This is a genomic window from Parapedobacter flavus, assembly GCF_035818675.1.
Lineage (GTDB): Bacteria > Bacteroidota > Bacteroidia > Sphingobacteriales > Sphingobacteriaceae > Parapedobacter > Parapedobacter flavus.
Map to the genome: position 1 here is coordinate 1 of NZ_JAYKZZ010000034.1, position 15,613 is coordinate 15,613.

Below are 15,613 nucleotides of genomic sequence, written 5' to 3' on the forward strand. Positions count from 1 at the left end.
GCTTCCACGTATTTCTTTACGGCATCGAGGGACTACGATAAGGCAGCGGAGGGTTACGCTGCCGCAGCCACGGACTACGACGGCGTGGCGAGGGGTTACGATGCCGCCGCCACGTATGAACTTGCCGCCACTCCGTGCTACGATAAGGCGCCCCGGGGGTACGCTGCCGCAGCCTCGGACTACGACGGCGTGGCGAGGGGTTACGATGCCGCCGCCACGTATGAACTTGCCGCCACTACGTGCTACGATAAGGCGCCCAGGGGGTACGCTGCCGCGGCCACGGACTACGGCGCCGCCGCCCCGTATGAACTTACGGCATCCCCGGGCTACGTGAGCGCAGCCCCGTACTACGCAGCCAGGTTCTGGGGGTAGCCCAGTGTGCCGGGCCCCTACGCAGCCGTGCCGAGCCCTTACGCCGCCGAGATGACGTGCTACGCTGCCGCCAAGATGTACTACGCCGCCGACGGTCGTGTGGGGTCGTATCCCATTACACCCGCCCCATGCGCCGGCTTTCGGCGATGGCCTCCTCTAGGTCTTCGGGGTAGAAGAAATCGTGACCCATGCCACGCGGCTTCAGCTTCCCTTCCGCTTTCCGGCGGTCGTAAGTGCGGTCGCTGATGCCGAGCAGCTCTACAGCTTCCTGTCTAAAAATCTTGCGCCGGATGAACAACGGCGACGTGGCCAATGGTTTCGTGTTGGCGGCAATCAACGAGAGGTGTGCGTTCATGGTTTCCTGTGCGGCAAGTTGTCTTGCCTGCAGGTCGATGAGGTCCTGCATGAGATGATTTTCCATAGGTCAATGTAAATAATTCGTATCTTTATCGTCGATTAACGATAGCATACTTTCATTTAATAAATAGTTATTTGAGCAAATAGTAAATTAACATATCATAATAGCGACAGCTATTTTTCTCGTTACCAAATATTACCACATTTCAAACTACGCGAGGAAGAATCTGCTGGACGCCCGGTCATGCGGGCGCCAGATTCTTTGCGTAGGCCGTGTGGTAACGGCTGGTAACGGGAGTTTGGTTGCCCGCAGCTGTTTTAAGCCATGACCATCCCGTTACCGACCGATATCTTAAACGTACCCATCGACTCCATCCCGGAGCTGAGCAGAAATTTCCGCGCGAGCTGCCGGGCGTGCGGATTCCACACGCTACAGGACATCTGCCGGCTGGGCGCCGCTGAAGCGTCCAAAACACGTTACTTGGGCCCCGATCTTTTCCGTGAGCTCACGGATTTCCTGCATGCGAGACGCATCTTGCATACCCTTCGGGCTTAATCTATTTCGTTGAGGGGTTGTCCGGGAAGTACCGGCGCAGCGCATTCCGGTATTGGCGGCCCACGGGGATCACCTGGTCTGTACAATAAAGCCTAACCTCCTTGGCGCGCGGCTTGAACACGTGCCAGGTCGAAATAACATAGCTTCGATGCACCTGCACAAAATGAGCCTTTGGCAGCTTGTCCAGCACGTCTTTAAGTGTTTCCCGCACCGTCACTTCCACTTGGTTTACCAAGTGGAAAACCACATTATTACCGTCTGCCACAATGTACAGGATATCGCCGAACATGATCCTCGATTTCGCGCCAAGGCTTCCGAACATCTCATGATGCCCCAAGGATTTGTCGACATCAGGTTTACCATTCACGCGATCGACCACCCGGTTTATCGCTTCTTCAAAACTATTGAATGTAAACGGTTTAGTTAAGTAGTGTACAGCATCCAGCACATAGCCTTTGGTTGCCTTTTTCTTGGAATTATGGCCGGTCATAAAAACCACCAATGGTTTATTGGGTAGCGATTCAATCATATCCATACCGTTCATGTCGGGCAGCTGGATATCTGCTAATAGTAAGTGTACGGGGTTATCCAGCAGGAAGTCGCGCGTATCTCCGGCGGTTTCGAAGCATCCTTTACATTCAAAATTGGGGAATTGCTCCATGTATTTCAACAAAAGCTCATGGACGTTGATGTCGTCTTCCATGATGACAAAGTAGATGATGGGATCCATTACGAATACGTTATTTTTAATGAAACAGTGTAACTTTCTTCACTTTCGTGCACGTCTAATTTTACCTCGTGCCTATGGAGGAGCGCAAGTTCCTGCGCCACCAAGCCAAGCCCTTTTCCCGTACTTTTTACCTGGCGTGGGTACGGGTACTTGGCGTTGGTACACGTAAACTGCATTGTGCCCCGCTCAAAAACAAACCCAACCCTTATCGGGCGCTCGGCATCCACCCAGCCGTGGGTGTCGCTATTTTCAAGCAAGGTAGTCAGCGTAAGCGCGCCGATTTCCTGCATGGTCGGTTCACCTTCCATTTGCACAACAACTACCCGATCATCGGCACCGTTCCGCAGCCGGATCGCGTTGACCACCTCATTAAAATAAACCAGTGCACGGTGAATGGACACGATGGGCTTACCGTCTTGGGTGGCTTCCGCCACGTAGTCAAAGGTTTTAGCAATATGGGCCACCTGCGCCGCCGTATAATGATCGCCGGCCTTGTCACCACATCATTCATCACATATTTGGCGTAGTGCGATTGCCCAGCACTCAACAACAGGTTGTTTTTAACCTCCAGCAGTTCCTTTTCGCTGTTTGTTGCTGCTTGTTTCAATTCGTGCTTGCGGCGATCGCTCAACAGTTTGCCATAGTATAAGACGTAAACCGCGGTAACCATGATGACCGTAAAAAAAGCATCGAATGTCTTGGCCATAAATTCGGCCCAATTAAAGGGCACATGTGCCTTCTGCAGTTCGATTCCGAACAGCGGGAGCACCACATCCACCACCGCCAAAGCCAGTAGCGGAAAGCCACCCACCGTGCCTAGCAACACCACGATACCTTTCCATCGATGCCGCGCATGGAAACAAAGCCGGGTTGCAGCTGCGGTAAGCAAGCAAACGAGCATGATACCGAGGGAAACGTAAAATATCGCCAGGAAATCCACTTCGCCGTAATCCAGCAGGTTTTTGAAGTAGGTGCCGCCTATATAAATCAGCGCAGCTAACAGTAATACCCATATAGGAATATCTAACAGCGTTTTGGTATACCATTTCTCACTTTTCATCTGTCGATTCTTCAGTTTCAATTGCAAGATGGGGCCCTTGGTGAATAAAATATTCACGCCGGGCACACCATTTTATGGTTTTGGGAGCCGTGAATATCGAAATTTTCTTCGACTTCCGACCAGTTATCGCCTACCAATTTCATTTTTAGCAGGTCGTACTGTCTTTGGCTCAACAGATAATGAGTATAAGAGGGCTTATGGAGCATAAAATGGTAGCGTTTATGACGATAAACGGCCCAACGGCCGAGGGGCTCCAAAGCCGTGAGGGGTGCGGCAGTCCCTACATCGGCCAGTTTGTTGTGCAGCGTGAGCCATCCCTCCCATTGGGCGGGGTTATTTTCCACAAATGCAGCAAGGTATCGGTACAGGCAATCCGTGGCCTCGCCGGCAAACCGGTGGGCGGATGGCCCGGCCGGCGCGATGGCGGGCAGGTGTTCGAACAGCACATCCCGGTTGTCTGCCATTCCCATCCCGGCACGCTGGCAACGCACCGGGTAGATGGGTATCGCCAATCTGTGCGCCAGCGAAGCGAGCCCTACGCGCACCCATAGGCGCCGGTGGCCGAAATCGATTCCCAACAGGTTTCGGTTATCGCTTCCTCTTGCGGTCGTACCGGTATTGCCATCCACATACACCAGCAGGGACCGGCCCGATTTTATAGCGCGCGCCATCTGCAAGAGCGCACTCGGCTGTTCGGCATCGATGAGTTGCATGTCGAGGGCTCGCCCCGTCTGCGCCATCACATCGGCATACAAACGGTCCAGTTCCTGCCGCTCGTGCTGTAGTGCCTGGCCGGAAACCACTATACTGAATGGCACGCCCGCCCGGGCCAGCAAAACGTTGATGAGCCGGTACGATCCCGTATGGTATGTACACACGATGGCCGGTTCATGGCGAAGTGCCGCTGCCCAGTCCTCATCCCATCCGGATACCCGGATAAGTTCCGGAAAGCGCATCAATTCGATATCGTGGAAACTCAATCGTCGGTTCAGCTGCATCTGCATGAAAATATCGGGGTAGTCCGTGCGGTTTACATGGGGAAAGCAATTGGACAGGTTGGCATCGAAAAAAGCAAACTGCCTTTCCATTGTCTCGGAGGCGCCCGACAAGGTAAACTGTTGATAGGTACGAACGATACCGGTACGTTCCTCCAGTAATTCTTCAGGTGTTTTCATCATGACATCAATTATATGGTGTTTATAAATGGGGTTAAAAAAAGCGCGGGAGCCGGATTGGCTCCCTGCGCTCAGCATGCTACAACGGATCGAAATCGCACTTTTCTTCCTTCGGTGGATCGTCGCCAGCACTCAGCCATCCCAACATGGCTTGCAGCGGCATCCTGTTCTCGAGGATCGTGCTTCCGTTGGATAGCTTTCTTGCATTGAAATTCATCGCTTTCATATCGTTTTCATTTCAAGTGTTAAACCATTACCCGCATTCGTTTCACCGGGGCTTCGGGCACCCTCCCCGTACCTGCGGCCGCAGGTTATTTCGATGATCACGATGCAAGGATAGGAAGGCGAAACGACACCCCGAAGCGGTAGGGATACACAACCCAAGGCCCCCCATCATCGGCAGATTTATGGGATAAGCTGTAAATCGTGCTGTTCATCCCCTATACATGTCGTTCGTCACACGAGCGTTGGTTCGGTTAGCGCTGTTGATTAGTTTCGACCCGGCAACCACTATTGACCATGGATAACGACTTACTAAGCTTCTGGACTCATTACTGTAGATTAGATGTCTCGCACGCGGACTGGCTAGCCACCCACGCCATCCTGTTTTCGGTGAAGCGTGGCCAACACCTCTTCGAACCGGATGACGACGGATACCGTCGTGATTACCTCTATTTTGTCTGCGGGGGACTGCTGGGCACGCTATGGTGGGACGAATGGGGCAATCGTCGGATCGATCGCTTCCTCGCACCTACCGACAGTGCGTTGACTACGCACAACCTATACACCTCCAGACCGGTTAATTACTTCGTAATCGCAATGCGCAGCAGTACGGTTATCCGTGTCCGTGCCGATGCATTGAAGGCGTATAAAGAAGCATGTCTCGAAGCAGATGTGCTTTCGGATGTGTTGGAACATAAGAAACTGAAACAGTATCGCGCCAAGAACCGCTTGATGCTGATCAAGGACGAACAGGAGCGCTACCGCGAATTTGTGGCGGATAGCTACATGAAACCCATCCGGCTCCTCACCTCCCAGCAGGAGCAGGCGGATTACCTGAATATCTCGCGGCGTACGATTACGCGGGCTATGGGTGGGCTTTGATACCTACCCATCATGCAATCGCTAAATGAGGTCTACTTGTCCGATTTTCGGAATGTCCAGTTTTTTAACTAATAAACTGGACAAAAATATTATATTTGCATTTCATGAATTTTATGAAAATAGCTGATTACATAACACTTACAATAGACAGGTTACCCAGAGGGTATGTATTCACCTATGCTGATTTTATTATTGAGGTGAATAAAAAAGAAGCGATCATAAAAGCGCTAAATCGCATGGCAGCTTCAGGAAAGATTGTCAAATTATCCAAAGGGAAATACTACAAGCCAGAAAACACGCCCTTTGGCACGCTTGAACCCAATCAAGCACAGCTTGTAAAAGATTTACTGGAAGAGAAAGGAAAAACAACAGGTTACCTTACGGGTTACAGCATTTATAACCAACTGGGTTTAACGACACAGGTGAGTAATATCATCCAAATTGGTAAAAACCAAGTTCGCCCAAAACTCAAAAGAGGACGTTATACCATTTCTTTTGTTAAGCAAAAGAACACGATAAGCAAAGAGAATATCCCATTCTTACAGCTACTGGATGCCATTCGATATATCAAAAGAGTTCCCGATGCCAGTGTGGAATCTTCGTGTAGACGCTTTCTGGCTATCATCAAGAACTACACCGAAAAAGAAGTCAGCACCTTGGTTCGCTTAGCCCAAAAATATCCCCCTGCTACTAGGGCATTATTAGGTTCAATTTTAGAAGAATTACACCAAGGCACAGCAGCGGAGCCTTTATATAAGTCATTAAACCCCATTACTACATATAAATTGACTGGGGCTGCCCAAGCTTTGTCTACTACAGAAAACTGGAATATCGTATGAAATTGCACCACCATATAAAACTGTTTTCAGATACACTGAGGGCCGCGTCACAGCACTTAAACATCCGACTTGAATTTGTTGAAAAAGATTACTGGATTACATTAATACTTAGTCGTTTGTCGGAAAGTAAGTTTATGGAACAGGCCGTTTTCAAAGGTGGAACTTCACTATCAAAAGCTTACGATCTGATTGACCGGTTTTCTGAAGATGTTGACATCGCTATCATAAACGACACCGGGAAATCCGGCAACAAGATAAAAACCATCATCAGAACGCTAGAAAAGGATATTACGACTGATTTAACTGAGGTACAAACAGATGGTGTAACCAGTAAAGGTTCGAGATTCAGGAAATCGGTTTTTGAGTATGCAGCAATTGAAACTGGCAATGCAAATAACAAGGTGATGGTAGAAATAAACTCGTTCGCCAACCCATTCCCCTTTCAACGACAACGTGTTCAAAGCATGGTGTCCGCGTTTTTGTTGCAAACGAAAAACGAAACATACATAGATGATTATCATCTACAACCATTCGAAGTAAATGTATTAAACAAAGAACAAACGCTTTTGGAAAAAATGGTTGCTTTGATTAGGTTCTCTTTTGCCGAGCATCCTGCTGATAGTATCTCCGAAAAGATTAGGCACTTTTATGATTTGTATTATTTGATGAATGACCACGATTGTGCCAATTTTATTGTATCGAGTTCTTTCAAGGAGCGGTTTCACGCGATATTGAATCACGACAGAGAACTGTTTGAAGAACCTGTAGGGTGGCAAGTCAAGCCCATCTCTGAATCTCCTTTAATTAATGATTTTCCGAACATTTGGAATCAACTAAAAGAGAAATACCGAAATGAGCTTTCTGCATTCGCATACAGACCGATTCCGGACGAAAACAACGTAGCTGAATACGTTGAAAAATTAATGTCAAGAATTCAATGAGATGCACTCGTCCATCAAAGACGAACAGGAGTGCTATACCACGCCAGCGCGTTTTTATAAAAGATGTTGTCGAATCAATAATTTCTTCCTTATACCAACTTTTGGTTCTTTTGTTAAAGAAATTTATTTATCAAGCCATGGGAAAGAATACGTCTGTATTACTGGGTAGTCATTTCGAGGGGTTCATCACCGACCGGGTATCGTCGGGTAAATATAGTTCGGCCAGTGAGGTCGTCAGGACTGCGTTGCGATTACTTGAAGAAGAAGAAGATAAAAAGCAACTCCTCGTATCCGAATTGAAAAAAGGCGAGGAAAGCGGTTTTTTAAACCCAGAAATCATTCGCATCCTTCATCAACGTATGGATGTGAAACGCCCCTTTGGCAAGGTTTTTACGGCCAAAAGAAGATGGAAACACCGACAAATCACCGCGTCAACAGCGAAGCGCTGATGGCCTTGGGTTACACCCCCGGTCGCGCCTTCGGCTTGGCCCTACGTACCGCTAAGAAACATGCGCACCTCGGCAATGAACTCCTGCTTGCGCAACTTGCTGACGTGCTGGCCAGGCCGGACGCTTTTGTGACCCACGCCGTGTACGGCAAGCTGGCCAAGGCCCTCATCGAGGAGGCCCGCAAGCCCGAAGACGCCTACATCCCCCTGCGGGATGCCGCTGCCGACTATGCCATCTACGGTGAATCGCACATCGAAGCCGGGGCGCGCACCCAGATGGACGTGGCTATGCAACTGCCCGTTACGGTAGCGGGCGCGCTGATGCCCGATGCGCACCAAGGCTATGGCCTGCCCATCGGCGGCGTGCTGGCAACGAATAATGCGGTCATCCCCTACGGTGTGGGCGTGGATATTGGCTGCCGGATGGCGCGCCGGGCTTCCTCGTTCGCGGAAAGGGCGAAGCCGCGTTGATCAACTCCGCGGTTGTCTAGGTATAAACAAAATTAAGATTACCTGAATATATCGCGGCGGGCGATTACGCGGGTGAACAGAATGTTGTAAAAGAAGTTAGATTTTTGCAATTTGCAATTCAGGGATTCGGTCGAAATGTTTCTTATTCAAGGTAGCTATTGGAAGTTGCCCTCTTTCCCAATTCTAAGGTTGCGACGTCATCATCAGACCAAGTGGACACTTTAATCAATTTCTTTTTGTAAGCGGAAGCGCTAGCCTTTTCTTCCTTTTGAATAATCACCCCCAAGCTATTTAATAATTGCTTGACCAATGAACTTTTACTGTTCGGAACATTAATCGTTAATTTTTCCATTTCACAAATTTAGCAAATAAACGTTAATCCACACAAAACGCTACTCGAATCTTGTACCGTAGTTACTGCTCATGGGTCGTTGCTCCTGCACGACCCTAAACTTGCGCCTCCAGGCGCAGGTGTACCTCTTCGGTTTGACAGACCTTTGTGATATGGAGTTCACTAGAAAACATATCGCAAAAAGACCCATCACAAAAGGTTCGATTTTCATTATCCGGTTACTGCTGGTTGGTCTCTGGGTTCCGGTAGCAGTGGATAAGCTGTGGGATCTGCACGGATTCCACAGCACGCTGCTGCGGCAGCCGATCCCCGATTGGTGGGCGGGCATCCTGTTCTGGCTGCTGCCGCTGCTGGAACTGTTGGCGGCGGCACTGATCGCCTGGCGGAATAACCGGCGACGCATCCACCAGGGGATGTGGCTTTCGGCCGTGCTGATGCTCGGCTTCACGCTCTTCATCCTCTTTGGCGTATTGGGCTGGTACGCAAAGCGCCCATGCGGTTGCGGATCGGTTATCAGCGGCTTAAGCTGGGAGGACCATCTATGGTTCAATGCCGTCTTTCTGCTCCTTTCCCTTATCGGCATTTGGTTTACGCGCACCCGTACCGATCGGCACTTGCCGTACCGAAAGTCGTTGCGCCTGTTTTTTACCCGTCGGGTGGTTGGTGTCCGCCGACTCGTGGGCGGCCTATGGCTGCACGCCATGCGTTTTCCGCGCAAGTTTGCGGTGTTCCGGCGTAGGGCCGTGCGGAATAAACCAAAGGTGCAGGATGCCTGAAGCAGGCCACCTCCATCGCTAACGGATCCCTGTATGCATACCGCAGGAAAAACAGGTGTGCCGCTCAAAGACAATAATTATGAAGACAACAAATTATTTTATGGCAATTGCAGCAGCTGCAGTTGCTATCGGGTCGGTCGCCTTCAAAGCCACCGAGCCCAAGCTAAATTCGGAGTGGTATGAAGTGGAAAAAATTGAACAGACCGATCCACCTATTCCTTCAAACTTGCTGATTACTGATGCTATTGGCACACCAAGTGGCAGCTGTGACCCGGCCAAGTTTACGGATACGTGTGCAGTCCTACTCGATTTGACACAATTTACGGGTTCGACTCCTGAGGGCATGACGGTGGAAGAGGCAACAAACGCGATCAATCAGGCACAAGTTGATCCAGCCTCCGGCGGTAATAACGATGGCTATGCGCGACGGCAATAGCCTCATTCTATTCAATAAATGGCAGCTCCTTCATCAGAGCTGCCATTTTTATCACTATCTTTTATTCTGCTCCATCCCTGATAATTGAATGACGTCGTCGGGAATGGGCCACGTATATTTCGTGTCTTTTGGTTTTAACTCGTAGTTTACACCGTCTATCTCTCGGGAAATGGTGTGTGACAGTTCTGGATCGCTGTTCAGTCTTCTCAAATCATCCCATCTTAATCCCCGAAAGGCCAATTCCCGTCTACGTTCATCAAGCACAAATCGTAACAAACCAGCCGCATCTATCTCTGGCGTGTTAGTCAACTTGCCCAGTTTATACCGTTTACCACGTAAAACGTCTAACAGTTCCCTAGCCTCATCCAATAATCCCATTCTTATATCGCATTCCGTTTTTATGAGGACCACTTCTGATGTAGACAACCCAACGAAAAAAAGAGAAGAGCCGTAATACGACCCTCTGAAAAACACATTGCCTGAACTTCCATTTCCATAAAAAAGCATTTTCCTCAAATCATCATCCTCGTATATGTCTAACAGTTCCTGATTTACTTCCAAAACTGAATTCGCCATCAATGGAACGGTGGGTGCGTACGAAAAAAACAGCACTTCCTCATTGGATTGCCCGTAACCTGTCGGAAACGGGTACGGTTTATCTAGCTGCAACGAATTGTAGTCAATAAGTACGTTATTGAGTGCCAAGGCACGTTTAGCATAATCCGATCCCTTAGAAAAATCACCCATAACCAATGATACCCGAGCCAATAGCGCGAGGGTTGCAACACGCGAGGGACGAGTTTTAACGCTCGGAAAATCCGGCAGCAACCGTTCAGCTTCAAGTAAATCGGTCAGTATCCGATCATACGTTTGCCGCAATGTAGCTCGCCGACTCGTGAGCGTCACATCGGCTTCCAAGCGCAACGGCAAGCCCAAATCTTGCTCGGCGGAGCGTCCATCATATGGCTTGCAAAACAATTGACTCAACTGGTAAAAATTTAACGCTCTATAAAATAGTGCGGAGCCTTTCACATTGTTCAACAAGTTGGTTTCCGGCTCGTTTTTGGGGCTTAAATTTGAGATTCCATCAAGCACCAAATTAGCTTGGAGTATACGCTGGTAGGCATTGTTCCAATCCATCCCCTGATCTCCCAGATATATTTCGTCAGCCCAAATGTATGCGTTCTTAAATTGCCTCAGATTAGCCACAACGGGCAAACCGTGCCAAATTCCACTCGAAACGGTGAATTCCTCCCCTCCAGCCAGTGCAAACAACCGGGATGAATTACTGATCATAATACCCTGATCGAGTAAAGCTTGGTAATCCTGAATACTTGTGGGGATCGTGGTGGCGATATCGGCCCTGACGTTCAGAAATTCCTCGCCACACGCTTGTAAAAAAGCGCAGAGTGCCAAAACGATTATAATACGTGTTTTCATATTTTTATGGGTTTAAAAATTAAGTTGCACGCCGAATGCGTATGATCGAGGTGCTGGGTGTGTGGAGCTGGGAAAATCCGGATCTATCCCGTGCCTGTTTGCCGTCCATATGATGCCCACGTTTTTCATATATGCAGAAAACACGACATTACTTAACGCTATTTTATCCAGTAAACCCTTTGGAAGCGCATATGATATCCGGATATCCCGAAGTCGGATTACATCTCCTTTGGTTAGGAGGGTTTCTGACCGCCGATATATCGAACCAGCGGCACTATGATCGGTGGTACGCTCTCCAAAGGGTATCCCGGCGGGCACATTGGTAAACTGTTCATCTCCCGGGTTTTTCCACCGATCGTAGTAATCCTGATGGTACATACCCTCCATTTCTCCAACAGGAGACATCGACGAGCGTCTGAACAGATGGCCGAATCTGCCGGCTATCATCACATCGAGTTCAATTCCTTGCCACGCCAACGTATTCCGAACGGAACCGTAGACTAACGGCACCCGTACACCGGAATCAACGAGCCTGTCTGGCGTAAGGTACCGGCTGGTATAGTAACTGTACGTTGTTGATTCTTCCCCCTCCATATAGATAATAGGTAACCCCGTTTCGTGGGACAATCCATGCCATGGGATGGCGTATATTGCATCCCGGGACACGCCGACAACTGGTGGGGGCGTCGTAGTCAAATAATCGGCATAAGTAGCCCTTTCATTCGTATTAAAATTTGTAACCTTATTCTTTACCCAGCTCGAAAACAGCGTGGTATTCCACGTAAAACGGCCTTTGATATTCTGGCTGGTGAGTTGGATATCTGCGCCGCGCGTCTCAATATTCGCATAGTTTATCTTATAAGCCCCTTTAATGCCGGTCGTTGGGTCCATAACATCGTCACCTATCAAGTCTTCTCCCTTTTTTTTGTATAATTCTATTGTTCCAGAGATTCGGCCATTTAGCATTCGCCAATCCAGCCCAACGTTTGACGTCATGACCTCCTCCCATTTAAGTGCGGGGTTGCCAACGCTCAATAGATATGCGGTGGGTAATCCCGTAACAGCAGCGGTCGTGTGACGGATGGTCGGGTAATGAGTAACGGACTTATTTACGTTTCCAGACACCCCGTAGGTAGCACGTATTCTAAGGTATGGAAACCAGCTACTTTGGCCGTAAAATGGTTCATCGCTCACTTTCCAACCCGCTCCGACCGACCACAGTGGCACCCCTTTCTGATTCGCCTTGACACCAAACAAATTTGAGCCATCCCACCGTACGCTCGCGCTGAATGTGTATCGGCTTTTATAAGCATAGCTTGCATTGCTAAAATAAGATAGATCCCTGCTGGTAGCCAACCCGTGAATATAAGATGCATCGGGTATACGTAGGGCTCGACCATCTCCTGGTAAAGTTGGATAAAACGTATTGAAATTATATTGGCTGCTGCCGGTCTGATATTCGCTATTGTAGTTGTACAGAACAGATGCCGGGAAGACCTCCGTTATACTTTGCCTCACTTCCGCTCCGGCTAAGGCATGGATCTGGTGGTTATCGTCGATCTGTCGATCGAAATTCAGCTGTGCCCTACCGAAATGGGCATTCTGTGCAGACGGTGTTCCCCGTTGGTACACACCGGCATAGGGTAAGACCCGGGAACCGTCGGACTGTGTATATCGATTCACCAGATTACGGGCATAGTAACTATCCTTATCGTATATCGTTTCCGAGCTTGAGTTCCCCCGCGTATATTGGTAGCTCACGCGTGCAGATAGCGCCGTCGAAACCCCAACGGAGATATCGGCGTTGAGTCGCAGCTCGTTACCGGATTCGGTTCGGTTGGACAGTGCCAGTTCATCCAATGGTCGGTACGTCCAATCGAGTAAGCCATGGGAAGCAGCATCAAGCGCATACCGATAACTGATATCCTTCACTACCGGTAACGCCCGCCCATCTTCACCGCGCAACTTCAGGTAAGGAGAAATCCCTTCATAGGGAATTGCCAAATCCCTATACGAAATGCCATTATTATTCGCGGTGTGGCTGAGATATGCGACACCCAAGCTGATATCAACCCGTTCATGGGGTACAAAACGTTGTCGGGTTCCGATATTGATCCTGCGGCTATCGTTTCCCACCAATTCTTCCAATGTACGATGATATCCGCCTGTAATGTGATACCTATACTTATCGCTTCCCCCAGCAACGTTTATGGCATACTGTTGGAATGCGTTGCGCCTATAAAGATGTCTTTGGGCTTCGGCCCGCGTATCAGTACGACGCATATCGGCTTCAATGCGGGTCCAATCTGCACTGCTGATCAGGCCATCGTCGTACTGTTTCAGGCGTTCGACGAACAACGGATTTACGTTCCGGGGACCGAACGCAAATTGCCCCAGGTCGTAACGCTCCTTTTCAAAATCCATGACGATCGAACTGGGCAACCAGTCCTTGGCGTAGAACAAATCCGGTTTATCGCTCATATTCATATTCGCGTTAAGCGAAATTTGAGTCCTTCCTTTTTTAGTCAGCCGTTTTGTGGTAATAACAATGACCCCGTTGCCGGCTTTTGCGCCCCAAATGGAGGCCGCCGCCGCATCCTTCAGCACCGTAATACTTTCGATGTCATTCGGATCGATGTTATCTAAACTACCCTCGTACGGAAAGTTGTCCAACACAATCAACGGCGTTTCGTCCGATTCAATGGTTGCCAACCCACGTATACGGATATCGGCTGCCGGTGTACCGCCCGGGTTAGTAAATTGAACACCTGGCGCTACACTCTCCAGCCGCTCGAGAATGTTCCGTCCGATCGTACGATTAATCATTTTATTATCGATGTGCACAAACGAACCGGTGGCACGCTCTTTTGGTATATGGTAATAACCCGTATTTACTACCACTTCATCCAACGCAGTTGACGCCATAGCCAAGTAAACTTTCAGCACTGTTGTCCGCGAACGGTCGACCGCTAGTCGTTGCGTCACATAACCTACGTGGCTCACCACCGCCGTATCCATATTGCCAACGGGCACGTTGAACATTCCAGTTTCATCTGCGGAAAATACCTTGCCAGAAGACACCATCGTTATCGATGCATCGTCCAACAACTTTCCATCGTCTGCACGGTAAACCACCATACGGAGACCTGTCTGTGCCGACACAGAGGGCCCTAAAAATACCGTCAGCACAATTAAAATCATTCGGCTTATCATTTCACCCCCCTTTCTTCTTTGGTGTAGGTGTTCTGGGCCGTCGATACGACTTCCACATCTTCTCCCCTCAATAATTGGTCAATTAGCCCTAGGTTTTCGGGCTTCCCGTAATAGATGGCTTCCACTTTTCCGTCCATTATCCAAACAATGCCCCCTACTTGGTACCGATCAAAAAAATGACGATTTAGGATGTCATATCCCGCACCGTATATGGTCGGCAAGTTCCACCCTCTGCGGGCAATAAATGGCTTGGCTTTATAATCGTAATCCATGTGGACCGTCACAATTTCCAGACCGTCCAAGCCCCTTAAAGCTACTTTATGCCACTCATCCACCGATTCGACACAAGGCGCACACCAGCCTGCCCAGAAATCAAGCACAACGAGTTTCTTGTTTTTAAGGCTCTTCAACTGAAACGGACTCTCCATTACCCCGTTATGAAGTATGTGTAATGGCAGGTTCCACAATGATTCGGGCACCGTGTCGCCCACGGTGAGCGGCGTTACCCTGGTCATATCCAGTTGAACGGTAATACTCAACGGCCATTCGGTTTCTATAGAAAACGGAATCTCTTGCTGGATATATCCAAAATAAGAGACAATCAGCATACCAGAACTGACTGAAGTGGTAAGCGCGAAGTTACCCTTCGAATCTGTTTCAGTGGTCAGTTGCCCCCCTTTTATTCGCACAAACGCCCCTTGCAGGTATATACCAGATTCTGCGGATCTTACTCGTCCGGATATTTTCTGCAATCGCCCATCGGCAGGCCCTGAATAATCAGGGCGCTGCGCTTGGGCATACAAACACATGCTCGTTAATACAGCCAACAGGCTGATATATCGTATTTTGAATTGGCTAAGTTTATGTTTGGAAAGGGTATACCTCTCCCCTATACAATATTTTCTCTTCATTTAAGTTTGATTTGGGTGTAAGAAAATGGAATAATTCAGGTTCCTACCTCAAATCAAACGGGACTTTTAAAGATATTTTTATGAGTATTCTTCGTAGAAACTATACACGCCTTGGATGTTAAATGACCCTCATCCCCTCTGTCCTTAATAGGCTGGACGGGTCTACATTCGCCGGTTCTTCTCTTCAGTTTCACTACTCGTTATGGTTAGTAACGAGTCTCATTATAGTGAGCAACCTAATAAATGTGGGGCTGCACACCGCGGCTACACTAAAGTTTCTGACGCCTTACGTAACGCGGATTTACAGCAGCCCCACATCTATCTTGGTATGCAAAAATACATATTCAAGAATAGACATGGGCATATCCTGCTGTCTTGCGTTACGGCGTCAGAATGTGTAGCCGCAAGACTCTTGTTAACACCTAATATTTC

At 48.9% G+C, this 15,613-nt stretch carries 19 protein-coding genes; 9 read left to right on the plus strand and 10 right to left on the minus strand.

All coding sequences use genetic code 11. The features are described from left to right. Positions 1 to 372, plus strand: a 372-nt coding sequence (locus tag U9S71_RS19835) for a hypothetical protein (protein WP_326329574.1), incomplete at its 5' end; no start/stop codon positions are given. A 115-nt stretch (positions 373 to 487) separates the two neighbouring features. On the opposite strand, the gene U9S71_RS19840 is transcribed toward U9S71_RS19835, so the two are convergent. Further along, positions 488 to 793 (minus strand): hypothetical protein, encoded by a 306-nt coding sequence (locus U9S71_RS19840; RefSeq protein ID WP_326329575.1) that lies wholly within the window; start codon positions 791 to 793, stop codon positions 488 to 490. A gap of 261 nt (positions 794 to 1,054) precedes the next feature. Here U9S71_RS19840 and U9S71_RS19845 point away from each other — a divergent pair, with 261 nt between their 5' ends. After that, entirely contained in the window at positions 1,055 to 1,285 is a 231-nt protein-coding gene (locus tag U9S71_RS19845) for a hypothetical protein (protein WP_326329577.1), read from the plus strand. A 1-nt stretch (position 1,286) separates the two neighbouring features. Here the strand turns inward: U9S71_RS19845 and U9S71_RS19850 are convergent, their stop codons facing one another. The 5 genes from U9S71_RS19850 to U9S71_RS19870 all read right to left on the minus strand — a co-directional run bounded on the left by U9S71_RS19850 (position 1,287) and on the right by U9S71_RS19870 (position 4,476). Beyond that, positions 1,287 to 2,015 (minus strand): LytR/AlgR family response regulator transcription factor, encoded by a 729-nt coding sequence (locus U9S71_RS19850; protein WP_326329579.1) that lies wholly within the window; start codon positions 2,013 to 2,015, stop codon positions 1,287 to 1,289. Further along, a complete protein-coding gene (locus U9S71_RS19855; RefSeq protein ID WP_326329581.1) occupies positions 2,015 to 2,380 on the minus strand; it encodes a sensor histidine kinase in 366 nt (121 codons plus the stop codon). Before U9S71_RS19855 ends, U9S71_RS19850 begins: the two co-directional genes overlap by 1 nt. Further along, entirely contained in the window at positions 2,335 to 3,132 is a 798-nt protein-coding gene (locus U9S71_RS19860) for a hypothetical protein (RefSeq protein WP_326329582.1), read from the minus strand. Before U9S71_RS19860 ends, U9S71_RS19855 begins: the two co-directional genes overlap by 46 nt. Continuing rightward, positions 3,129 to 4,253: a hypothetical protein gene (locus U9S71_RS19865; protein WP_326329583.1), complete on the minus strand. Its 1,125-nt coding sequence runs from the start codon at positions 4,251 to 4,253 to the stop codon at positions 3,129 to 3,131. Before U9S71_RS19865 ends, U9S71_RS19860 begins: the two co-directional genes overlap by 4 nt. Before the next feature lie 76 nt (positions 4,254 to 4,329). Further along, positions 4,330 to 4,476, minus strand: a complete 147-nt coding sequence (locus U9S71_RS19870) for a hypothetical protein (RefSeq protein WP_326329584.1) — start codon at positions 4,474 to 4,476, stop codon at positions 4,330 to 4,332. 293 nt (positions 4,477 to 4,769) lie between these two features. On the opposite strand from U9S71_RS19870, the gene U9S71_RS19875 reads away from it, so the two are divergent. The 5 genes from U9S71_RS19875 (at position 4,770) to U9S71_RS21145 (ending at position 8,053) form a co-directional block, all read left to right on the plus strand. Continuing rightward, entirely contained in the window at positions 4,770 to 5,354 is a 585-nt protein-coding gene (locus U9S71_RS19875) for a Crp/Fnr family transcriptional regulator (RefSeq protein ID WP_326329586.1), read from the plus strand. Between the two features lie 113 nt (positions 5,355 to 5,467). Then, entirely contained in the window at positions 5,468 to 6,193 is a 726-nt protein-coding gene (locus tag U9S71_RS19880) for a DUF6088 family protein (protein ID WP_326329587.1), read from the plus strand. After that, the gene (locus U9S71_RS19885) at positions 6,190 to 7,134 is read left to right on the plus strand and encodes a nucleotidyl transferase AbiEii/AbiGii toxin family protein (RefSeq protein WP_326329588.1); all 945 of its coding nucleotides are present in this window, start codon (positions 6,190 to 6,192) and stop codon (positions 7,132 to 7,134) included. The genes U9S71_RS19880 and U9S71_RS19885 overlap by 4 nt, the downstream gene beginning before the upstream one ends. A 137-nt stretch (positions 7,135 to 7,271) precedes the next feature. Next, complete coding sequence (locus U9S71_RS19890; protein WP_326329589.1) at positions 7,272 to 7,583, plus strand: type II toxin-antitoxin system ParD family antitoxin; 312 nt, start codon at positions 7,272 to 7,274, stop codon at positions 7,581 to 7,583. Continuing rightward, positions 7,541 to 8,053 (plus strand): RtcB family protein, encoded by a 513-nt coding sequence (locus U9S71_RS21145; protein ID WP_495532343.1) that lies wholly within the window; start codon positions 7,541 to 7,543, stop codon positions 8,051 to 8,053. The genes U9S71_RS19890 and U9S71_RS21145 overlap by 43 nt, the downstream gene beginning before the upstream one ends. Before the next feature lie 142 nt (positions 8,054 to 8,195). On the opposite strand, the gene U9S71_RS19900 is transcribed toward U9S71_RS21145, so the two are convergent. Further along, positions 8,196 to 8,405 (minus strand): hypothetical protein, encoded by a 210-nt coding sequence (locus U9S71_RS19900; protein ID WP_326329590.1) that lies wholly within the window; start codon positions 8,403 to 8,405, stop codon positions 8,196 to 8,198. Positions 8,406 to 8,557: 152 nt separating this feature from the next. Here U9S71_RS19900 and U9S71_RS19905 point away from each other — a divergent pair, with 152 nt between their 5' ends. After that, on the plus strand, positions 8,558 to 9,181 hold the full coding sequence (locus U9S71_RS19905) for a MauE/DoxX family redox-associated membrane protein (RefSeq protein ID WP_326329591.1): 624 nt from the start codon (positions 8,558 to 8,560) through the stop codon (positions 9,179 to 9,181). A 79-nt stretch (positions 9,182 to 9,260) separates the two neighbouring features. Beyond that, positions 9,261 to 9,617 carry a hypothetical protein gene (locus U9S71_RS19910; protein ID WP_326329592.1) on the plus strand — a complete coding sequence of 119 codons (357 nt, stop codon included), beginning with the start codon at positions 9,261 to 9,263 and terminating at the stop codon, positions 9,615 to 9,617. A gap of 54 nt (positions 9,618 to 9,671) precedes the next feature. Here the strand turns inward: U9S71_RS19910 and U9S71_RS19915 are convergent, their stop codons facing one another. The 3 genes from U9S71_RS19915 to U9S71_RS19925 are packed head-to-tail and all read right to left on the minus strand — an operon-like array spanning position 9,672 to position 15,181. Next, positions 9,672 to 11,057 carry a RagB/SusD family nutrient uptake outer membrane protein gene (locus U9S71_RS19915; RefSeq protein WP_326329593.1) on the minus strand — a complete coding sequence of 462 codons (1,386 nt, stop codon included), beginning with the start codon at positions 11,055 to 11,057 and terminating at the stop codon, positions 9,672 to 9,674. A gap of 12 nt (positions 11,058 to 11,069) precedes the next feature. Continuing rightward, entirely contained in the window at positions 11,070 to 14,258 is a 3,189-nt protein-coding gene (locus tag U9S71_RS19920) for a SusC/RagA family TonB-linked outer membrane protein (RefSeq protein ID WP_326329595.1), read from the minus strand. Positions 14,259 to 14,266: 8 nt separating this feature from the next. Beyond that, positions 14,267 to 15,181 (minus strand): carboxypeptidase-like regulatory domain-containing protein, encoded by a 915-nt coding sequence (locus tag U9S71_RS19925; protein WP_326329596.1) that lies wholly within the window; start codon positions 15,179 to 15,181, stop codon positions 14,267 to 14,269. Between the last annotated feature and the right edge of the window lie 432 nt (positions 15,182 to 15,613).